Here is a 21,765-nt window from a genome sequence, read left to right as displayed (position 1 = left end):
TTCTGATTGGAGGCCGAAACGGCCTTGCATGAAAACGAAGGCAGGCCGTGAAACGGCCCACCGAGACAGAGAAGTATAGCTGGCAGGGCAAAACTCCGTCAACTTCACGGAAACCTAACCCTGCTGATCCTTCCAGGACCGGAAAACGGAGGGCCTCCTGCCCTCCTTTTCGCTTGGCTTACGGCGGCCTTGCGACCGCCGTCGGAGCGCTTACTCCTCGTCCGCGCCAGCGTCGGCCACGGCTGCGACCGGTTCGGCCACTGCGGGCTTGCCCGACAGCGTTTCCATTTCAGAGTCGGTCAGACCCGACGCCTTGCGACGGCTGGCGTGATACGCCAGACCGGTACCGGCCGGAATCAGACGACCCACGATCACGTTTTCCTTCAGACCGCGCAGGTTGTCGCGGGTACCGCGAACGGCCGCCTCGGTCAACACGCGGGTGGTCTCCTGGAACGACGCCGCCGAGATGAACGACTCGGTGGCCAGCGAGGCCTTGGTGATACCCAGCAACACCGGATCGTACTTGGCCGGCAGTTCGTTGCGCGTGGTCAGACGTGCATTTTCCTCGATGACGCGCTGGCGCTCGACCTGCTCGCCGTTGAGGAACTTGCTGTTGCCCTGGTCGACGATTTCGACCTTGCGCAACATCTGGCGGGTGATCACTTCGATGTGCTTGTCGTTGATCTTCACGCCCTGCAGGCGGTACACGTCCTGGATTTCCTTGACCAGGTACGCGGCCAGCGGCTCGACGCCCAGCAGACGCAGGATGTCCTGTGGGCTCGGCTCGCCGTCCACCACGGTTTCGCCCTTGGTCACGTGCTCGCCTTCGAACACGATGATCTGGCGGTACTTCGGGATCAGCTCCTCGTGTTCCGAACCATCGGTGTCCTTGATGATCAGGCGCTGCTTGCCCTTGGTGTCCTTACCGAAGCTGATGATGCCCGAACGCTCGGCCAGGATCGCCGGATCCTTCGGCTTGCGTGCCTCGAACAAGTCGGCAACGCGCGGCAGACCACCGGTGATGTCGCGGGTCTTGGACGCTTCCTGCGGAATCTTCGCCACCACGTCGCCCACGCCGACGGCAGCGCCGTCCTGCAGGTTGACGATGGAGCGCGGCGGCAGCAGGTACTGGGCTGGCAGATCCGTGTTCGGGATGGTCAGGTCGTTGCCCTTGCCGTCGACGATGCGCACGATCGGGCGCAGTTCCTTGGCCTGTGCACCGCGACGCTTCGGGTCGGTGATTTCGCGCGAGGCCAGACCGGTCAGCTCGTCGGTCTTCTCGATGACGGTGACGCCGTCGACGAAGTCGATGAAGCGGATGAAACCGGCCACTTCCGACACGATCGGGTGGTTATGCGGATCCCAGTTGGCCACGCCCTGCCCGGCCTTCACTGCGTCACCGTCCTTGGCAGTGATGGTGGCGCCGTACGGCAGCTTGTAACGCTCGCGCTCGCGACCGTGGCCGTCGAGCACCGACAGCTCGCCCGAACGCGACACCGCGACCAGCGAACCATTGGCATGCTCGACCGACTTCAAGTTGTTGAACTTGATCGAACCGGTGGTCTTGACCGTGATGTTGTCCACGGCCGCCGCACGCGACGCCGCACCACCGATGTGGAACGTACGCATGGTCAGCTGGGTACCCGGCTCACCGATCGACTGGGCGGCGATGACGCCGACCGCTTCACCGATGTTGACCTGGTGACCGCGTGCGAGATCGCGACCGTAGCAACGTGCGCACACGCCGAACGAGGATTCGCAGCTGATGGTCGAACGCACCTTCACCGACTGCACGCTGGCGTCTTCGAGCTTGGCAACCCAGGCTTCGTCGAGCAGCGTGTTGCGGGTGACGATCGGCTCTTCATCGTTGCCCGGCAGGTACACGTCCTCGGCCACCACACGACCCAGCACGCGCTCCTTCAACGGCTCCACCACGTCGCCGCCTTCCACGATCGGGGTCATGATCAACCCTTCGGTGGTGCCGCAATCGACTTCGGTGATCACCACGTCCTGCGCCACGTCGACCAGACGACGGGTCAGGTAACCCGAGTTCGCGGTCTTCAGCGCGGTATCGGCCAGACCCTTACGTGCGCCGTGGGTGGAGTTGAAGTACTCCTGCACGTTCAGACCTTCGCGGAAGTTCGCCTTGATGGGCGTCTCGATGATCGAGCCGTCCGGACGCGCCATCAGGCCGCGCATACCGGCCAGCTGACGGATCTGCGCCTGGCTACCACGGGCACCGGAGTCGGCCATGATGTACAGCGAGTTCATCGACTTCTGGTCGATGGTCTCACCCTTGGCGTTTTCGACCTTTTCGGTACCGATCGTGTCCATCATCGCCTTGGCGATGCGCTCGCTGGTACGCGACCAGATGTCCACGACCTTGTTGTAGCGCTCGCCGGCGGTAACCAGACCCGACTGGTACTGCTCCTGGATTTCCAGCACTTCGGCTTCTGCCTCGGTGAGGATGCCCTTCTTCTCGTCCGGGATCAGCATGTCGTCGATGCCGATCGACACGCCTGCACGGGTGGCGTAGGCATAGCCGGTGTACATCAGCTTGTCGGCGAACACGACGGTGTCCTTCAAGCCCAGCAGACGGTAGCTGGAGTTGATCAGACGCGAGATGTTCTTCTTGGTCATCTCGGTGTTGGCCAGCTGGAACGGCAGGCCTTCGGGCAGGATTTCGCTCAGCAGCGCGCGACCGACAGTGGTATCCACGATCGAGGTGCCGCTGGTGCGCTTGCCGTCCACCGCGTCCACGTCCACCTGGGTGATGCGGACCTTGACCTTGGCGTGCAGTTCCACCACGCGGTTGTCGTAAGCGCGCTTCACTTCGCTGGTGTTCGCAAACACCATGCCTTCGCCCTTCTTGTTCTCAAGGGCGCGGCTCATGTAGTACAGGCCCAACACCACGTCCTGCGACGGCACGATGATCGGCTCGCCGTTGGCCGGCGACAGGATGTTGTTGGTGGACATCATCAGCGCACGCGCTTCCAGCTGGGCTTCCAGCGAGAGCGGCACGTGGACGGCCATCTGGTCACCGTCGAAGTCGGCGTTGAACGCAGTACACACCAGCGGATGCAGCTGGATGGCCTTGCCTTCGATCAACACCGGCTCGAACGCCTGGATGCCCAGACGGTGCAGGGTCGGCGCACGGTTCAACAGCACCGGATGCTCGCGGATGACCTCTTCCAGGATGTCCCAGACTTCGGCTTCTTCGCGCTCGACCAGCTTCTTGGCGGCCTTGATGGTGGTGGCCAGGCCACGACGCTGCAGCTTGGCGAACACGAACGGCTTGAACAGCTCCAGCGCCATCTTCTTCGGCAGGCCGCACTGGTGCAACTTGAGGTACGGACCGACGGTGATGACCGAACGGCCGGAGTAGTCCACGCGCTTGCCGAGCAGGTTCTGACGGAACCGGCCCTGCTTGCCCTTGATCATGTCGGCCAGCGACTTCAGCGGGCGCTTGTTGGTGCCGGTGATGGCACGGCCGCGACGGCCGTTGTCCAGCAACGCATCGACCGATTCCTGCAGCATGCGCTTTTCATTGCGCACGATGATGTCGGGCGCATTGAGCTCGAGCAGGCGACGCAGACGGTTGTTGCGGTTGATCACGCGGCGGTACAGATCGTTCAGATCCGAAGTCGCGAAGCGGCCACCATCCAGCGGCACCAGCGGACGCAGGTCCGGCGGCAGCACCGGCAGCACGGTCATGACCATCCACTCCGGACGGTTACCCGATTCCAGGAAGGCTTCGATCAGCTTGATGCGCTTGGTGAGACGCTTGAGCTTGGTTTCCGAACCGGTGCTGGCGATCTCTTCGCGCAGGCGGGTCATTTCCGACTGCAGGTCGATCGTGCGCAGCAGCTCGTACACCGCCTCGGCGCCCATGGCGGCGTCGAAGTCGTCGTTGTACTCCTGGCGTGCGGTCAGGTACTGCTCTTCGGTCAGCAGCTGGCGGCGCTCGAGCGGGGTCAGGCCCGGCTCGGTGACGACATAGGCTTCGAAGTACAGCACGCGCTCGATGTCACGCAGGGTCATGTCCAGCATCAGGCCGATGCGCGAGGGCAGCGACTTGAGGAACCAGATGTGCGCGACCGGCGAGGCCAGGTCGATGTGGCCCATGCGCTCGCGACGCACCTTGGCCAGGGTGACTTCGGTGCCGCACTTTTCGCAGACCACGCCGCGGTGCTTCATGCGCTTGTACTTGCCGCACAGGCACTCATAGTCCTTGATCGGTCCGAAGATGGCGGCGCAGAACAGGCCGTCACGCTCGGGCTTGAAGGTCCGGTAGTTGATGGTTTCGGGCTTCTTCACTTCGCCGTAGGACCACGAACGGATCAGGTCCGGCGACGCCAGCGCGATCTTGATCGCGTCGAAATCCAGCGTCTGGCGCTGCTGATTGAAGAGGTTGAGCAGGTCTTTCATTTGATATCTCCGGGTCGGAGGAATTTCGTATCTGAGATGGGCGGGAAACGCGTGATCTCGGGACCGGGACCCGGGGCCCGGGACCCGGAAAAACGAGAAGCGCGAAGCCCCTGCTTTTCCGTGTCCCCGGTCCCGGGTCCCGAGTCCCGGTTCATCACTCTTCCAGTTCCATGTTGATCGCCAGCGAGCGGATTTCCTTCACCAACACGTTGAAGGATTCCGGCATGCCCGCGACCATCTCGTGCTCACCATCGACGATGTTCTTGTACATCTGGTTGCGGCCCTGCACGTCGTCGGACTTCACCGTCAGCATTTCCTGCAGGGTGTAGGCCGCGCCGTAGGCTTCCAGCGCCCAGACTTCCATCTCACCGAAGCGCTGGCCACCGAACTGCGCCTTGCCGCCCAGCGGCTGCTGGGTCACGAGCGAGTACGGGCCGGTCGAACGTGCATGCATCTTGTCGTCGACCAAGTGGTTCAACTTCAGGTAGTGCATGTAGCCAACCGTGGTCTTGCGATCGAACGCCTCGCCGGTGCGACCGTCGTACAGCTGGGTCTGACCGCTCTGCGGCAGGTCGGCCAGTTCCAGCATGCGCTTGATCTCGGCTTCGCTGGCGCCATCGAACACCGGGGTGGCCATCGGCACGCCGTCGATCAGGTTCTTGCCCAGGTTGAGCAATTCCTCATCACTGAACTGCGACAGGTCCACGCGCTCGGCACTGATCGCGCCGTCGTGGTTGTAGATGTCGTTGAGGAACTTGCGCAGCTCGCTCACCGCCGCCTGTGCTTCCAGCATGCGCTGGATCTTGCGACCCAGGCCCTTGGCGGCCCAACCCAGATGCACTTCCAGAATCTGGCCGATGTTCATACGCGACGGCACGCCGAGCGGGTTCAGCACGATGTCCACCGGCTCGCCGGTCGCCATGTACGGCATGTCTTCCACCGGCACGACATTGGAAACCACACCCTTGTTGCCGTGGCGGCCCGCCATCTTGTCGCCCGGCTGGATGCGGCGCTTCACGGCCAGGAACACCTTGACCATCTTCAGCACGCCCGGTGCGAGGTCATCGCCCTGGGTGATCTTGCCGCGCTTGTCGGCAAAACGTGCTTCGAATTCCTTCTCGTGCGCCTGGATCTGCTTCTGTGCGCGTTCGATGGCGTCGGCAGCGTCTTCGTCCTTCATGCGCAGCTGGAACCAATCGGACTTCTTCAGCCCGTCCAGATATGCGTCGGTGACGTTGTCGCCCTTCTTCAGGTTCGCGCCGCCGTTGGCGACCTTACCCACGATCTGCGAGCGCAGACGTGCGTAGATGGCCGCTTCCAGGATGCGGAACTGGTCGTCGAAGTCCTTCTTGACGCGCTTGATTTCGGACTCTTCGATCTGACGCGCACGCTTGTCCTTCTCGATGCCGTCGCGGGTGAAGACCTGCACGTCGATGACGGTGCCGTCCATGCCCGGAGGCACGCGCAGCGAGCTGTCCTTCACGTCGGACGCCTTCTCGCCGAAGATCGCACGCAGCAGTTTTTCTTCCGGGGTCAGCTGGCTTTCGCCCTTCGGCGTGACCTTGCCGACCATGATGTCGCCGGCGCGCACTTCTGCACCGATGTACACCACGCCGCTCTCGTCCAGGCGGTTCAACGCCTGCTCGGACACGTTCGGGATATCGGCGGAAATTTCCTCCGGCCCCAGCTTGGTGTCGCGTGCAACGCAGGTCAGCTCTTCGATGTGGATCGTGGTGTAACGATCTTCTTCCACCACGCGCTCGGAGAGCAGGATGGAGTCTTCGAAGTTGTAGCCGTTCCACGGCATGAAGGCGATCAGCATGTTCTGACCCAGCGCCAGTTCACCGATGTCGGTGGACGGGCCGTCGGCCAGCACGTCGCCGCGCGCGATCACGTCGCCCACGTTCACCAGCGGACGCTGGTTGATGCAGGTGTTCTGGTTGGAGCGGGTGTACTTGATCAGGTTGTAGATATCCACGCCGGCATCGGTGCCGCCGCCGATTTCTGCCTCGTTGACCTTGACCACGATGCGGGCCGCGTCGATCTGCTCGATCACGCCACCACGCAACGCATTCACGGTCACGCCCGAGTCGCGCGCAACTGCACGCTCGATACCGGTACCAACCAGCGGCTTCTGCGAACGCAGCGTCGGCACGGCCTGGCGCTGCATGTTGGCGCCCATCAGTGCGCGGTTGGCGTCGTCGTGTTCCAGGAACGGCACCAGCGCCGCAGCGACCGAGACGGTCTGCATCGGCGAGACGTCCATGAAGTGCACTTCGGACGGCGGCTTCAACAGCGATTCGCCCTGGAACCGGCACGGCACGAACTGCTCGGTGAGCATGTTCTTGGCATCGGTCAGCGCGTTCGCCTGGGCGATCACGTACTCGTTTTCTTCGATCGCCGAGAGGTATTCGACGTCGTCGGAGACCTTGCCGTCCAGCACCTTACGGTACGGCGTCTCGAGGAAGCCGTACTGGTTGGTGCGGGCGAACACCGCCAGCGAGTTGATCAGGCCGATGTTCGGGCCTTCCGGCGTTTCGATGGTGCAGACGCGGCCGTAGTGGGTCGGATGCACGTCGCGCACTTCGAAGCCTGCGCGTTCGCGGGTCAGACCGCCCGGGCCCAGTGCGGAGACGCGACGCTTGTGCGTCACTTCCGACAGCGGGTTGTTCTGATCCATGAACTGCGACAGCTGCGAGGAACCGAAGAATTCCTTGATTGCGGCAGCCACCGGCTTGGCGTTGATCAGTTCCTGCGGGGTCAGGCCTTCGGACTCGGCCATCGACAACCGCTCCTTGACCGCGCGCTCGACGCGGACCAGGCCCACGCGGAACACGTTCTCGGCCATTTCGCCGACCGAACGCACACGACGGTTACCCAGGTGATCGATGTCATCGACCACGCCGCGACCGTTGCGGATTTCGGTGAGCACCTTGATCACTTCCAGGATGTCGGAAGTATCGGTGTGCTCGGCGACCAGGCGCTTGGATTCTTCGTCGTTGCGCTCGGCGAAGTACTTCTTGTCGTACAGCACCGATTCGCCCAGCACGTCCTTGCGGCCGACGCGGCGGTTGAACTTCATGCGGCCGACCGTCGACAGGTCGTAGCGCTCGAAGGTGAAGAACAGGTTGTGGAACAGGTTCTGCGCAGCCTCCTTGGTCGGCGGCTCGCCCGGACGCATCATGCGGTAGATTTCCACCAGCGCTTCCAGCTGCGTCTTGGTCGGATCGATGCGCAAGGTGTTGGACAGGTACGGGCCACGATCCAGATCGTTCACCCACAGGGTGCCGACCGCGTCGACGCCGGCCTTGCGGAACGCCGCCAGCTGGTCTTCGCTGATTTCGTCGTTGGCGTTGGCCAGCAGCTCACCGGTGGAACCATCGACCACGTCGTGCGACAGGATGCGGCCGACCAGGTAGTCGTCCGGCACAGCCAGCGCGGCAACGCCGGCGGCTTCCAGCTGCTTGACGTGACGCGCAGTGATGCGCTTGCCCGCTTCCACGATGACCTTGTCGCCATCGGCCAGATCGAAGTTCAGCGTTTCACCACGCAGGCGCTCCGGCACCAGCTCCAGCTGCACGCCTTCGTCCGGATTGATGTGGAAGGTGTTGATCTCGAAGAACTCGGCCAGCATCTCTTCGTTGCTGTAGCCAAGCGCACGTAGCAGGATCGACACCGGCAGCTTGCGGCGACGGTCGATACGGGTGAACAGCGCATCCTTCGGGTCGAACTCGAAGTCCAGCCAGGAGCCGCGGTACGGGATGATGCGGGCGCTGTACAGCAGCTTGCCCGAGCTGTGAGTCTTGCCACGGTCGTGGTCGAAGAACACGCCCGGCGAGCGATGCAGCTGCGAGACGATCACGCGCTCGGTGCCGTTGACGATGAAGGTACCGTTGCCGGTCATCAGCGGAATTTCGCCGAGATAGACCTCCTGCTCCTTCACGTACTTGATGGCCTTGGTCGACGACTCGCGGTCGTAGATCACCAGGCGCACGGTCACGCGCAGCGGCGCGCCATAGCTCATGCCGCGCTGACGGCATTCACGCTCGTCAAACACCGGCTGACCCAACTTGTAGCCCACGTACTCGAGCGCAGCGTTACCGCTGTAGCTGGAGATCGGGAACACCGACTTCAGAGCGGCATGCAGACCGAGGTCCTTGCGCTTGGTCGGCTCCACGTCTTCCTGCAGGAATTCGCGATAGGAATCCACCTGGATGGCAAGCAGGAACGGCACTTCGAGAATCGAGCGCTGCTTGCCGAAGTCCTTGCGGATACGCTTTTTTTCGGTGAACGAATAAGACGTCATGAGGTCTTCACCCTAGGCTGCGGGGGCCACGTCGCGGCGGCCCTGAAATAACAAAATTGTCAGTTGGAAGTCGCTGGTATTGCCGGCACCAGCACGCCTTCTCCCGCTACTTCCAACTACCAACTCGGTGAGGCCGGAATCGGGAATGGGGATTCGGGAATCGTAAGAGCGCACACCTTGCAGTTGCGACTTTTCGACCCTCACTCCGACTTACGTCCGAAACGGCCAAAGGCCGGGGGCTTTACGCCCCCAGCCTTCAGTGCATCACCATGAACCGCTGGCGATGCAAGGTGTTGCTTACTTGATTTCGACCGTCGCACCGGCTTCGGTCAGTTCCTTCTTGATCTTCTCGGCTTCGTCCTTGGTGGCGCCTTCCTTCAGCGTGCCACCGGCTTCGGTCAGATCCTTGGCTTCCTTCAGACCCAGGCCGGTCACGCCACGGACAGCCTTAATGGCGGCAACCTTGTTGGTGCCGGCGCTGGTCAGCACCACGGTGAACTCGGTCTGCTCTTCGACCACGGCGGCCGGGCCAGCAGCAGCGGCTGCGACCGGGGCGGCGGCGGAGACGCCGAACTTCTCTTCGATGGCCTTGACCAGCTCCATCACTTCCATCAGGGACTTCTCGGCGATGGCGTCGACGATCTGTTCGTTGGTAAGGGACATTGTGATTACCTTTAAGAGTTGATTCTGGATTGGGTTCTAGCGAACGCTAGGACATCAAGCTTCGGCAGTCTCGGCAGCCGGCGCGGCGGCTTCGTCGCCACCACCCTGCTTGTCGCCGACGGCCTTGACGGCACGGGCGAACATCGCAGCCGGTTCGGACAGCACGCGAGCCAGCATGGCCAGGGCCTGGTCACGGGTCGGCAGCGAGGCCAACACGTCGACGTGGCTGGCCGGGAACAGTTCCCCGCCAATTGCCACGACCTTGGCCTGCAGCTTTTCGTTGCTCTTGGCAAATTCCTTGATCAGGCGCCCGGCAGCGCCGGGTTCCTCCATCGAAAACGCATACACCAAAGGACCAACCAGCTTGTCGGACGCGACAGCAAATTCGGTACCTTCGACGGCACGCACGGCCAGGGTGTTCTTGACGACTTTCAAGAACACGCCGGTCTCGCGGGCCTGCTTGCGCATCGCGGTCATCTGGGAGACCGTGGTGCCAGCGTATTCGGCGGCGATCAGGGAGTGGGCCTTGGCGGCGATGTCTGCCAGCTCGGCGACTACGTCTTGCTTCTGGGACAGATTGAGAGCCATTGCACTCCTCCGTTAAAGCCGGGATTCGGGATTGGTGATTCGGGATTCGTCACAGCGATCACGCCGCCGTTGCCAATCCCAAATGCCGAATCGCTAATCCCCGCTTCAAACTACTCCGCTCGCGGCTCCTGCCGGTTGCGGTCCAGGGCAGCCTCCATCCTGGAAGCCGGGAACATCGACCGATGTTCCGTTGGTGGCCGTTCTAGACCTGGAGTGGACTCGATCCGGGATGTCCCAGACGCGCGTAAACCAGAAAGCTCCAGAAGGGCGACACCATCTACGCCGGCCAGTTCAAAAACGAACCGATTAAGCGACCCCGCTACGTCGACGGCGACTCCCTGCCAGTGCGAGCATCCGTGCCCGTCGTCGACCTGCGCTGACCGCGCCTGCGGTCTTTGACGGCTACCGCCGGACACGCCGGCGATCGCCTTCAAAATGTCCGTTACCCCAAAGGAGGGAACGGACTCCCAGCACACGGTAACCCGGGCCGGAAAAACAATGCTGTACTCCACAAACACGTCAGGCGCATGACGCCTGACGCATTCGATTACTTCAGCGACAGGCTCGACTGGTCGACCGTTACGCCCGGACCCATGGTCGAGCTGACCGACACCTTCTGCAGGTAGGTACCCTTGGAGGTCGCCGGCTTGGCCTTCAGCAGATCGGCCAGCAGGGCCTGCAGGTTCGACTTCAGCGCTTCGTCATCGAAGCTGGCCTTGCCGATCGTGCAGTGAATGATGCCGGCCTTGTCGGTGCGGTAGCGCACCTGGCCCGATTTGGCGTTCTTGACCGCTTCGCCCGGGTTCGCCGACACAGTGCCGACCTTCGGGTTCGGCATCAGGCCGCGCGGGCCCAGCAGGGTGCCCAGCTTACCGACGACGCGCATGGCGTCCGGGGTGGCAATGACCACGTCGTAGCTCAGGTCGCCGGCCTGCATCTTCTCGGCCAGGTCGTCCATGCCCACTGCCTCGGCACCAGCAGCCAGGGCTTCGTCAGCCTTGGCACCGGCCGGTGCGAACACGGCAACGCGCACGCTCTTGCCGGTACCTGCCGGCAGCACGGTGGAACCGCGCACCTGCTGGTCGGACTTCTTGGCGTCCACGCCCAGACGCACGGCAACGTCGATGGACTCGACAAACTTGGCCTTGGTGGCGGTCTTCAGGATCTTGATTGCGTCTTCGAAGGCATAGGTCTTGCCCGGAACGACAGCGGCCGCAATGGCCTTAACGCGCTTGGTCTGTGCCATGTCTTAGCCCTCCACCGTCAAACCCATGCTGCGGGCAGTACCCGCAATCGTACGAACCGACGCTTCGAGCTCGGCTGCCGTCAGATCGGCTTCCTTGGTCTTGGCGATCTCTTCCAGCTGCTTGCGCGTGACCTTGCCCACCTTGTCGGTGTTGGGACGCTTCGAGCCGGACGTGACGCCTGCAGCCTTCTTGAGCAGCACGCTGGCCGGGGTGCTCTTGGTGATGAAGGTGAAGGTGCGGTCCGAATACGCGGTGATGATCACCGGCGTCGGCAGGCCCGGTTCCAGCTTGGAGGTCGCCGCATTGAACGCCTTGCAGAACTCCATGATGTTCAGACCGCGCTGACCCAGCGCAGGGCCGACCGGCGGCGCAGGATTGGCCTGACCGGCCTTCACCTGCAACTTGATGTACGCAACTATCTTCTTAGCCATTTCGATGCTCTCCGGGTGCTAGCGCCTGCACGGCAGGCTCCCCATCGGACCGGGAGAATCACGCGTCCCGGCTTCGCGTTGTCATTACACGCAGATGGCCGCCTTGCGGCAGCCAATATTTCCCGGCGGTCGCCAGGTCAGCGAGCCGCGCACTATAGCAGCATTTGAGGCAGGCGCCTAGCCGGCGCCGCCGAGGGTCAACCCTTCTCGACCTGCCCGAACTCGAGCTCGACCGGTGTGGAGCGACCGAAGATGAGCACGGCAACGCGCAGCCTGCTCTTCTCGTAATTGACTTCCTCGACAACGCCATTGAAGTCGTTGAACGGACCGTCGGTGACGCGCACCATCTGCCCCGGTTCGAACAAGACCTTCGGGCGCGGTTTTTCAACACCGTCCTGCACACGCTGCAGGATGGCGTCCGCCTCTTCGTCGCGGATCGGTAGAGGACGGTCGGCCGTACCACCGATGAAGCCCATGACCTTGGAAGTTTCCTTCACCAGGTGCCAGCTTTCGTTGTCGATGCGCGGAATACCGGCCTCTTCATGCGTCTCGATCTGCACCAGCACGTAGCCGGGGAAGAACTTGCGCTCGGAGCGACGCTTCTGGCCGGCGCGCATCTCGATGACTTCTTCAGTCGGCACCAGCACCTCACCGAAACGATCTTCCATCTCGGTGCGGACGATGCGGTCGCGCAATGCCTGCGCAACCGATTTTTCAAAGCCTGAATAGGCGTGAACGACGTACCAACGCTTCACTGCTTGATTCTCCTCAACGAGCCAGGAACCACTGCGTGAGCTTCTGGATGACGAAGTCGAAGCCGCCCAACAGCAAACTCAGAATGATCACAACAACAATCACGACCCAGGTGGTGCGAATGGCTTCCTGGCGCGTCGGCCAGACCACCTTACGCAGCTCAAACCTGGATTCGGACATGAATTCACGGGTTTCACGGCCCTTGCCGGTCCCCAGAAATACAAACGCACCCGCCACCAACCCGACGATGACCGCCAGCGCGCGCAACTGCGGCGTCCAGGCGCCCAACTGAGTCGCGCGCTCGGGAGCGGAAAACCAGAACCACACAAATAGCCCCGCAACCACCAGGATCGCAGAGATCACATATTTCACGATATCAGCGCTGGCAGCAGACGCGCTTTTGGAAGGCTCGATTTTGCTATTCATCCGGCTCTAGTTACCGATCTGACCCGAATCGCTGGGCCGGAAAGAGGAGTGGCACGCCAGGAGGGACTCGAACCCCCAACCTGCGGTTTTGGAGACCGCTGCTCTGCCAATTGAGCTACTGGCGTATGTACTCGTTTACCGCAAACCCCAAGACAACGAAGGCGGACCGAGGTTCAGCCGGCCCGCCATTCGCGCAAATCGGCGACCGAAGTCGCCGAACTGCAGGCACTGCTTACTTGATGACCTTGGCAACCACGCCGGCGCCGACGGTGCGGCCGCCTTCGCGGATTGCAAAGCGCAGACCTTCGTCCATCGCGACCGGGTTGATCAGGGTCACGACCATCTTGACGTTGTCGCCCGGCATCACCATCTCCACGCCTTCCGGCAGCTGGCACGCGCCAGTGATGTCGGTGGTGCGGAAGTAGAACTGCGGACGGTAGCCCTTGAAGAACGGGGTGTGACGGCCACCCTCGTCCTTGGACAGCACGTAGACTTCGGCTTCGAACTCGGTGTGCGGCTTGATCGAACCCGGCTTGCACAGCACCTGGCCACGCTCTACGTCGTCACGCTTGGTGCCGCGCAGCAGCAGACCGGCGTTGTCGCCTGCCTGGCCCTGGTCCAGCAGCTTGCGGAACATTTCCACGCCGGTGACCGTGGTCTTCTGCGTGTCGCGGATGCCGACGATTTCGATTTCGTCGCCCACCTTGATGATGCCGCGCTCGATACGACCGGTCACCACGGTGCCGCGGCCGGAGATCGAGAACACGTCTTCGACCGGCATCAGGAACGGACGGTCGACGTCACGGGTCGGCTCCGGAATGAAGCTGTCCAGGGCGTCGACCAGCTTCAGGATGGCCGGCACACCGATCTCGCTCTGATCACCGTCCAGCGCCAGACGGGCCGAACCGTGGATGATCGGGGTGTCGTCGCCCGGGAAGTCGTACTTGCTGAGCAGCTCGCGCACTTCCATTTCGACCAGCTCGAGCAGCTCGGCGTCGTCGACCATGTCGGCCTTGTTCAGGAACACGACGATGTGCGGCACACCGACCTGACGCGAGAGCAGGATGTGCTCACGGGTCTGCGGCATCGGGCCGTCCGCGGCCGAACACACCAGGATCGCGCCGTCCATCTGCGCCGCACCGGTGATCATGTTCTTGACGTAGTCGGCGTGGCCGGGGCAGTCAACGTGTGCGTAGTGGCGGGTCGGGGATTCGTATTCGACGTGCGCGGTCGAAATCGTGATGCCGCGCGCCTTTTCTTCCGGCGCTGCGTCGATCGCGTCATACGCCTTGAACTCGCCACCGAAACGCTCTGCACCGATCTTGGTCAGCGCGGCGGTCAACGTGGTCTTGCCATGGTCGACGTGACCGATGGTGCCGACGTTCACGTGCGGCTTGGTGCGCTCGAATTTAGCTTTTGCCATGGGTGCAAGTTCTCGGTAATCGTTTGGAGTTAAGACGATTGAGTAATGGTGCTCACGAAAGGAATCGAACCTTCGACCTCCTCCTTACCAAGGAGGTGCTCTACCGACTGAGCTACGTGAGCGAGTTTTGCATTATGCCATGCATTTGCGTTCAATGGAGCGGGAGACGGGAATCGAACCCGCACCATCAGCTTGGAAGGCTGAGGTTCTACCGTTGAACTACTCCCGCGCCGGGAACTGCATGCCACAACGTGAAACTGGTGGAGGGAGGTGGATTCGAACCACCGAAGGCGTAAGCCAGCAGATTTACAGTCTGCCCCCGTTGGCCGCTTGGGTATCCCTCCAGCTTTTACTACCGGACCGTTGCGCGGTGAAGCGAATCGGTTCGGGGTGAAGCAGCCCGTTATTTTGTTGTGGGACGCACCCGGTGTCAACAAAAATTTTGAACTATTCGTCACACCCGACAGCGCGCGGCGAACGACGCCGCACGCATCGGATCAGACGTTGAAACGGAAGTGCAGCACGTCGCCTTCTTGGACGCGATATTCCTTGCCTTCCAGACGCAGACGGCCCGCGTCGCGCGCACCGGCTTCGCCGCGATACTTGATGAAATCATCGAAACCGATGGTCTCGGCGCGGATGAAGCCCTTCTCGAAATCGGTGTGAATGACGGCCGCCGCCTGCGGCGCGGTGGAGCCAGCCCTGACCGTCCAGGCGCGCACTTCCTTGACGCCCGCAGTGAAGTAGGTCTGCAGGCCGAGCAGCGTGTAAGCGGCGCGAATGACGCGATTCAAGCCAGGCTCGCTCAGCCCGAGGTCGGCCAGGAAGGTATCGCGGTCCCCGTCGTCCAGCTGGGACAGCTCTTCTTCGATCGCGGCAGAGACCGGCACCACTTCTGCACCTTCGGCAGCAGCGTGCGCGCGCACGGCATCCAGGTGCGGATTGTTCTCGAAACCGTCTTCCAGCACGTTGGCGATGTACATCACCGGCTTGAGCGTGAGCAGGAACAGATCGCGCACCAGCGCCTTCTCTTCCTCATCCAGGCCGGCCGTACGCCCCGACTTTCCATCAGCCAGCGCCGCCTGCAGCTTGGCCAGCACCGGCTTGCGTGCCGCAGCCTCCTTGTCGCCGCCCTTGGCACTGCGCTCGGCGCGATTGAGTGCCTTTTCCACGCTGTCCAGGTCGGCCAGCGCCAGCTCGGTATCGATGGTTTCGATATCGGAGATGGGGTCGACCTTGTTGTTGACGTGGATGACGTCATCGTTCTCGAAGCAACGCACCACGTGGGTGATCGCATCCACTTCGCGGATGTGCGCCAGGAACTTGTTGCCCAGGCCCTCACCGCTCGCCGCACCGGCCACCAGGCCGGCGATGTCGACGAACTCGACCGCGGTCGGAATCAGCTTCTGTGGCTTGACGATCTCGGCCAGCTGGTTGAGGCGCGGATCGGGCACCGGCACGATGCCGACGTTGGGCTCGATGGTGCAGAACGGAAAATTGGCCGCAGCGATGCCCGCCTTGGTCAGCGCATTGAACAGGGTCGACTTGCCGACGTTGGGCAGGCCGACGATGCCGCATTTGATACCCATGGGTTTTCCAGTGAATGGAGAATCGGGAATCGAGAATGGCAAGAGCAACGCTCCTCCCATTCCCGATTCCCCATTCTCTATTTTTCCGTATGCAGGCGCTTCATCGCCTCGTTGAAATTGCCATCCATTGCCAGCGGCAGCACGTCGATGGCCGCATCTATCGCCTGACCAATCGCCACATCGTCCTCGCGCCCTGCCCGTCCCAGCACCCAGGGCACCACGCGGTCTTTGTGACCGGGATGACCGATGCCGACGCGCAAGCGGTGAAATTTGCCATGGCCGAGCAGGCGGATGGTGTCACGCAGACCGTTCTGGCCGCCATGTCCGCCGTCGAACTTGAGCCGTGCCGTGCCGGGTGACAGATCCAGTTCGTCGTGGGCGACGAGCATCTGCTCCGGCTCGATCTTCCAGAACCGCAATGCGGCGGTGATCGATTTACCACTGAGATTCATGAACGTCGCCGGCTTGAGCAGCCAGACCGGCTGCCCCGCGATATCGACCCTGGCCGTCTCGCCGAACAGCTTGCTGTCCAGGCTCCAGCGGGCGCCACTGCGCTCGACGAGGGCATCGACGAAACGAAACCCGGCGTTATGCCGGGTTTGCGCGTGTTCGGGACCGGGATTACCCAGCCCGACGATCAGACGAAGTGTAGACATGCCAGTGACCGCAGCCGATTCCCCGCATGCTGCGAGGGATCGGCCAACGGATTACTTGGTCTCTGCGCCTTCACTGCCTTCTTCACCGGCAGCGTCTTCTTCCTCGACGCGCACGTGCTTGGCAGCAACCACGGCAACGTCGTGTTCCTTGCCCAGCTTCAGTTCCGGAATTTCAACACCGGCCGGCAGCTTGATCTCGGACAGATGGATCACGTTGCCCACTTCCAGGGCACCGAGGTCGACTTCGATGAACTCCGGCAGATCCTTCGGCAGGCAGACCACCTGGACTTCGTTGAGCTCGTGGGTGACGACCACTTCGCTGGACTTACCGGCCGGCGAGGTTGCTTCGTTGATGAAGTGCAGCGGCACAGCGGCACTGAGCTTCTCGTTGGCGCTGACGCGCTGGAAGTCGATGTGCATGATCAGCTGCTTGAACGGATGGCGCTGCATGTCACGCAGCAGCACCTGCTGCACGTCGCCATTGAGGTTCAGGTCCAGGATCGACGAGTAGAACCACTCGTTCTGCTGGGCAAGCCAGATCTGCTCATGGTTGAGCTGGATGCTGACCGGCTCGAGTTCGCCACCGTAGACGATGGCCGGAATGACGCCAGCGTGACGCAGGCGGCGGCTCGCACCCTTCCCCTCGTCTGCGCGGCGCTCGACCTTGATTTCGTGAGTCTTTGCCATGTTGTTTCACTACCTAGTTTGGAATACCGCCTCGCGGCGATGAAGCGTCTCACCCGCGACCAGGAGAGACGTGGTACCGGCACCCGAGAGATCCGGGCACCGAATGGGAGATCAGTCGACGTAGAGCGAGCTGACCGATTCGCCGAAGGCGATGCGGCGAATGGTCTCGGCCAGCAGTTCGGCCACGCTCAGCTGACGAATCTTGGGGCAGGTCCGTGCCGCTTCGTTCAACGGGATCGTGTCGGTGACCACCAGCTCGTCGAGCTGCGAATTGTTGATGTTGTCCACCGCCGGACCGGACAGCACCGGGTGGGTGATGTAGGCCACCACCTTGAGCGCACCGCGCTGCTTGAGCGCAGCGGCAGCCGCACACAGGGTACCGGCGGTATCGACCAGGTCGTCCACCAGCACGCAGGTCTTGCCCTGCACGTCGCCGATGATGTTCATCACGGTGGCGACGTTGGCGCGCGGACGGCGCTTGTCGATGATGGCCAGATCGGCGTCATCCAGGCGCTTGGCGACGGCGCGCGCGCGCACCACGCCACCCACGTCCGGCGACACCACGATCAGGTTGTCGGTGCCGTAGGCGCGCCAGATATCGGCCAGCAGCAGCGGCGAGGCATAGACGTTGTCCACCGGCACATCGAAGAAGCCCTGGATCTGGTCGGCATGCAGGTCGACCGTCAGCACGCGGTCGGCCTCCATCGCGCAGATCATCTTGGCTGCGACCTTGGCGGTGATCGGCACGCGCGAGGAGCGCATGCGACGGTCCTGGCGCGAATAGCCGAAATACGGGATCACCGCGGTGACGGACTGGGCGCTGGCGCGCTTGAGCGCGTCGATCAGCACCAGCAGCTCCATCAGATTCTCGGCGCTCGGCGCGCAGGTCGGCTGGATGACGAACACTTCCTGCCGGCGCACGCTTTCTTCGATTTCGACCTGCACCTCGCCATCGGAGAAGCGCGTGACCAGCGCCTTGCCCATGCGCACGCCGAGCTCCTTGCAGATGCTCTGGGCAAGCGGCTTGTTGGCATTGCCGGAGAACACCAGCAGGTTACGTTGATCTTGCATGGGATCTCTCAGGCGGCGGCGAAGAGCGTGCGGGTCGGCGGAAGAGCAGAGGAGCCACGCCGTTGCCCGGCCGTACCTCGATCTGCGCACATGAAGCTGCGGGCGCCTGCAGACGAATCTGCATCTACACCTCTTGCAGAGCGACCCACATCAACACATTGGCAGGGGCGGTAGGATTCGAACCTACGAATGCCAGGATCAAAACCTGGTGCCTTGGGCCTCTTGGCGACGCCCCTGCATCAAACTTGTCTCGCGTCCAGTGCGTCGAGCAATGGCGAGTGCGCTGCACCCATCACGACCCACGCCCGCAGGCTGCCCGGCAACTGCGCCATGGCCTGCTCTGCAGCAGCGCGCGTGGCGAATTCGACGAAGCACCCACTTCCCGACCCGGTCAAACGCGGCGTTCCGATCCTGGACAGCGCCAGGAACACGGCCTCGACAGCGGGTTCACGGCGCCGCAGGATCGGCTCGAACGCATTGTCGAGCAGAGAACCGGAAGCGAAGTCCGCTATTTTCGCGGGCGCGGCATCCCGCGTCAATTCCTGTGATTGAAATAAGGCCGGCGTGGGCACGTGGACACCTGGATCGACCAGCACATAGGCCGCGTCCGGGAGCGCGATCGGGGTCAATTGCTCGCCGACGCCCTCGGCCCAGGCGTTGTGCCCGCGCACGAACACCGGCACGTCCGCGCCCAGTTGCAGGCCCAGCCCGGCCAGCGCATCGACCGGCAAACCCAGGTCCCACAAGACATTGAGCGCCACCAGCACGGTTGCCGCGTCCGAGGAGCCGCCACCGAAACCGCCACCGGCGGGGATGCGTTTGTCGACCCGGATCTCGGCACCCGCGTCCGTGCCGGCGGCCGATTGCAGGAGCCGCGCGGCGCGAATCACCAGATCGTCGTCTTCGGTTACGCCGGGCAGACTCTCGCCGATACGCCGAATCAGGCCATCGCCGCGCAAACGAAGATGAATGGTGTCCCCCCAGTCCAGCAGCCGGAACACGGTCTGCAGCAGGTGGTAGCCATCGGCGCGGCGCCCGACGATCTGCAGAAACAGGTTCAGCTTGGCCGGCGCGGGCCATGCCGACCACCCTTCTGGCGCCGACATCAGGGCGAGACCGTCCATTGATCGACCAGCAGGCGCACCTTGGCGCTGCCGTTGCGGGCTTCGATGCGTTGCGGCAGCTCGGGTTGGCCGTCACCGGCAGGAGCCCAGGCCAGGAACTCGATGGTCCAGCCGCCCTGTTGCACGGTGCGCGGGCGCCCGGCGGCATCCAGGTCCACGCGCTGCGCACCGGTGTCGGCGATGCGCAGCGCGCGCACCCAGTCCGCCATCCGGTTGACCGGAATGGTCCAGCCGGTCGCCTCGAGCAACACCTGCTCTGCGTCCGGCCCACTGCGCGGGCCGCCATCCAGCCCTTCGATCCGGCCGGCGCCGGTGGCGCTGTCGCCGGTGAGCACCCAGCTCTGCCGGGTCACTGGCGCACTGAGCTGCACGCGGTATTGCGGGCCATCCTGCTGCCAGTCGATGCGGCCGCTGCCGCCGTCACGGTCCTTACTGATCGCCACCCGGCCCTGGAACGACCAGGTGGGGTGGGCCTGCAGCCAGGCCTGGCGCGTGGCTTCGGCCTGGCGAGCCTGGTCGGACACCTGTTCGACCACTGCTGCTCCGCCGCCCTGCCCGCGCGGCACGCTCACGCAGCCGGATAGCATGGCCAGCACCAGCCCGCTCAGGGCCAGCGTGCGGATCCCGCGATTCATAGGCCGAACTTTTCCACGGCGCGCTGCAGCGCGCGATTGTCCGGGTCCAGCCGGCGCGCTTCATCGAAATAACGCCGCGCCTCGTCCTGCTTTCCACTGACCCAGAGCACCTCGCCCACGTGGGCGGCGATTTCCGGGTCCTTGACCAGCGCCCAGGCACGGCGAAGTTGTACCAGGGCCTCCTTGTTGCGCCCCATGCGGTACAGCACCCAGCCGTAGCTATCGACGATGGCCGGGTTGTCCGGGTCGGCGGTGCGGGCGCGGTCGATCAGCGCCAGCGCTTCCTTGTAGCGTGTGGTGCGATCGGCCAGGGTGTAGCCCAGCGCGTTGAGCGCGGCGACGTTTTCCGGCTCGGCCACCAGGATCTTGCGCAGGTCGGCCTCGGCCCGCGGCACGTCGTCGCGACGCTCCCATGCAAGACCACGGGCGTACAGCAGCGCACTGTCGTCCGGATAGGCGGCCAGGCCGCGTTCGAAGGCGTCCAGCTCGCCGGGGGCATCCTCGGCGCGCTGGTGCAGCTCGGCCTCCAGCACGTACGCATCGCGACGGGCATCGTCGTCGGCACTGGCATCGCCCTGCAGGGCACGCACTTCGGCCAGCGCCTCGGGCTTGCGACCCAGTTCATACAACGCGCTGGCCGCGCGCAACCGCGCCTCGCTCAGCTGCGAGCCGCCCGGCACGCCGCGGTACCACTCCACCGCCTCGTCGTAACGTTTGAGGAATTCGGCGATCTTGCCCAGCAGCAGGCGGCGATCCGGATCCGGCTTGGTGGCATTGCTCTTGAGGTCGCCGTACAGCGCCTGGAGCGCGCTGCGGTCCTTTTCCTTGGCCAGCATGGAGGCCCGCAACCCGTAGGTCTGGGTGTCCTGCGGCCCGGTGGAGAGCACGCGTGCGGCCGCTTCGGTCTGGCCCATGGCGTCGTAGGCGAAGGCCAGCGCGCCGCGCAGTTCGGAGTCCTTCACCGCCTGCGGCTCGACGGCCTTCAGCAGGGCCAACGCCTCGTCGTTCTTGCCTTCCTGCTGCAGCTGGGTGGCATGCAGCAAGGCCACGCGCGGCTCTTCGGGGAAGCGGCGCACCACTTCATCGACGATGCGCTTGGCCAGCGCCGGGCGCTCCATGCGCAGCGCAAGCCGGCCGAACTCCTGCCAGGCCTCGATCTGGTTGGGGATGGCACCCGCCTTGACCAGGTCCTCGAGCACGTCGGCAGAGGCTTCTGGCTCGCGGCCGCCATTGGCCAGGGCGATCAACGCAAAACGCCAGCCGCGCGGGTCGGGTTCCTTGAGCAGGCCGAGCAGATCGCGACGGGCGGTGCGCAGGTCATTGCGGCGCAAGGCCAGCGACGCCTCGGTGCTGCGCATCGACATCGACGATGGCGCGCGGGCGCGCCACAGCGCCATCGCCTCGATGGCGCGCGGGTCGTCGTTGGCGAGCATGGCGATGCGGGCGGAACGTTCGGCCAGCCCGGCGTCGCCGGCTTCGGCCTTGGCGGCGTCCAGGTAGGCACGGGCGGCATCGTCCAGTTGCCCGGCCTGCAAGGCGAATTCGCCAGCGAGCACGGGTTCCAGCGAGGTGGCGCCGGCAGCCTTGGCGGGTGGCGCGGGCGGTGCTTTCTTGGGTGCTGCAGTGGCACTGGTGGAGACTGCGACCAGCAAAAGAACACTCAGGATGCGAATCGGTACAGGCATCGGGGGCAACCGGGCCGTAAAATGGGGCCCTGAATGGCCGCCAGCTTATCGCA

The 21,765-nt window shown here is 63.5% G+C and carries 16 protein-coding genes and 5 tRNA genes; all 21 read right to left on the bottom strand.

Annotated features, from left to right (window positions below; all coding sequences use genetic code 11):
• Positions 1 to 210: 210 nt before the first annotated feature.
• Positions 211 to 4,428 carry a DNA-directed RNA polymerase subunit beta' gene (gene rpoC / locus ACCQ12_RS04960; protein WP_047695307.1) on the bottom strand — a complete coding sequence of 1,406 codons (4,218 nt, stop codon included), beginning with the start codon at positions 4,426 to 4,428 and terminating at the stop codon, positions 211 to 213.
• A 154-nt stretch (positions 4,429 to 4,582) separates the two neighbouring features.
• A complete protein-coding gene (rpoB, locus tag ACCQ12_RS04955) occupies positions 4,583 to 8,734 on the bottom strand; it encodes a DNA-directed RNA polymerase subunit beta (protein WP_166743989.1) in 4,152 nt (1,383 codons plus the stop codon).
• 297 nt (positions 8,735 to 9,031) lie between these two features.
• Entirely contained in the window at positions 9,032 to 9,397 is a 366-nt protein-coding gene (gene rplL, locus ACCQ12_RS04950) for a 50S ribosomal protein L7/L12 (protein ID WP_039414348.1), read from the bottom strand.
• A gap of 54 nt (positions 9,398 to 9,451) precedes the next feature.
• Positions 9,452 to 9,985, bottom strand: a complete 534-nt coding sequence (gene rplJ, locus ACCQ12_RS04945; RefSeq protein ID WP_029219217.1) for a 50S ribosomal protein L10 — start codon at positions 9,983 to 9,985, stop codon at positions 9,452 to 9,454.
• A gap of 547 nt (positions 9,986 to 10,532) precedes the next feature.
• Complete coding sequence (gene rplA / locus ACCQ12_RS04940; RefSeq protein ID WP_039415360.1) at positions 10,533 to 11,231, bottom strand: 50S ribosomal protein L1; 699 nt, start codon at positions 11,229 to 11,231, stop codon at positions 10,533 to 10,535.
• 3 nt (positions 11,232 to 11,234) lie between these two features.
• The gene (rplK, locus tag ACCQ12_RS04935; RefSeq protein ID WP_039415357.1) at positions 11,235 to 11,663 is read right to left on the bottom strand and encodes a 50S ribosomal protein L11; all 429 of its coding nucleotides are present in this window, start codon (positions 11,661 to 11,663) and stop codon (positions 11,235 to 11,237) included.
• Between the two features lie 197 nt (positions 11,664 to 11,860).
• Complete coding sequence (gene nusG, locus ACCQ12_RS04930) at positions 11,861 to 12,418, bottom strand: transcription termination/antitermination protein NusG (RefSeq protein WP_029219215.1); 558 nt, start codon at positions 12,416 to 12,418, stop codon at positions 11,861 to 11,863.
• A gap of 13 nt (positions 12,419 to 12,431) precedes the next feature.
• On the bottom strand, positions 12,432 to 12,842 hold the full coding sequence (secE, locus tag ACCQ12_RS04925) for a preprotein translocase subunit SecE (protein ID WP_039415354.1): 411 nt from the start codon (positions 12,840 to 12,842) through the stop codon (positions 12,432 to 12,434).
• Positions 12,843 to 12,891: 49 nt separating this feature from the next.
• Positions 12,892 to 12,967: transfer RNA gene (locus ACCQ12_RS04920), tRNA-Trp, on the bottom strand.
• A 107-nt stretch (positions 12,968 to 13,074) separates the two neighbouring features.
• On the bottom strand, positions 13,075 to 14,265 hold the full coding sequence (tuf, locus tag ACCQ12_RS04915) for an elongation factor Tu (RefSeq protein WP_166752379.1): 1,191 nt from the start codon (positions 14,263 to 14,265) through the stop codon (positions 13,075 to 13,077).
• A gap of 46 nt (positions 14,266 to 14,311) precedes the next feature.
• Positions 14,312 to 14,387: transfer RNA gene (locus tag ACCQ12_RS04910), tRNA-Thr, on the bottom strand.
• A gap of 33 nt (positions 14,388 to 14,420) precedes the next feature.
• Positions 14,421 to 14,494, bottom strand: a tRNA-Gly gene (locus ACCQ12_RS04905).
• Between the two features lie 29 nt (positions 14,495 to 14,523).
• Positions 14,524 to 14,609: transfer RNA gene (locus ACCQ12_RS04900), tRNA-Tyr, on the bottom strand.
• 153 nt (positions 14,610 to 14,762) lie between these two features.
• Positions 14,763 to 15,854, bottom strand: coding sequence for a redox-regulated ATPase YchF (gene ychF, locus ACCQ12_RS04895; RefSeq protein WP_372362422.1), 1,092 nt, complete (start codon positions 15,852 to 15,854; stop codon positions 14,763 to 14,765).
• Between the two features lie 77 nt (positions 15,855 to 15,931).
• Entirely contained in the window at positions 15,932 to 16,510 is a 579-nt protein-coding gene (pth, locus tag ACCQ12_RS04890) for an aminoacyl-tRNA hydrolase (protein ID WP_372383083.1), read from the bottom strand.
• Between the two features lie 51 nt (positions 16,511 to 16,561).
• Positions 16,562 to 17,197, bottom strand: coding sequence for a 50S ribosomal protein L25/general stress protein Ctc (locus tag ACCQ12_RS04885; protein ID WP_046964355.1), 636 nt, complete (start codon positions 17,195 to 17,197; stop codon positions 16,562 to 16,564).
• 111 nt (positions 17,198 to 17,308) lie between these two features.
• A complete protein-coding gene (locus ACCQ12_RS04880) occupies positions 17,309 to 18,268 on the bottom strand; it encodes a ribose-phosphate diphosphokinase (protein ID WP_039411276.1) in 960 nt (319 codons plus the stop codon).
• A gap of 159 nt (positions 18,269 to 18,427) precedes the next feature.
• Positions 18,428 to 18,504 (bottom strand) — tRNA-Gln (locus ACCQ12_RS04875).
• Between the two features lie 3 nt (positions 18,505 to 18,507).
• On the bottom strand, positions 18,508 to 19,392 hold the full coding sequence (ispE, locus tag ACCQ12_RS04870; RefSeq protein WP_372383082.1) for a 4-(cytidine 5'-diphospho)-2-C-methyl-D-erythritol kinase: 885 nt from the start codon (positions 19,390 to 19,392) through the stop codon (positions 18,508 to 18,510).
• Complete coding sequence (gene lolB, locus ACCQ12_RS04865) at positions 19,374 to 20,027, bottom strand: lipoprotein insertase outer membrane protein LolB (RefSeq protein ID WP_372383081.1); 654 nt, start codon at positions 20,025 to 20,027, stop codon at positions 19,374 to 19,376. Before lolB ends, ispE begins: the two co-directional genes overlap by 19 nt.
• A complete protein-coding gene (locus ACCQ12_RS04860) occupies positions 20,024 to 21,712 on the bottom strand; it encodes a tetratricopeptide repeat protein (protein WP_372383080.1) in 1,689 nt (562 codons plus the stop codon). Before ACCQ12_RS04860 ends, lolB begins: the two co-directional genes overlap by 4 nt.
• Between the last annotated feature and the right edge of the window lie 53 nt (positions 21,713 to 21,765).

Origin of the sequence: Xanthomonas sp. NCPPB 1068 (assembly GCF_041479385.2) — a bacterium.
GTDB classification, from domain to species: Bacteria; Pseudomonadota; Gammaproteobacteria; order Xanthomonadales; family Xanthomonadaceae; genus Xanthomonas; species Xanthomonas cannabis.
This window is presented reverse-complemented; position numbering and strand designations above follow the sequence as displayed.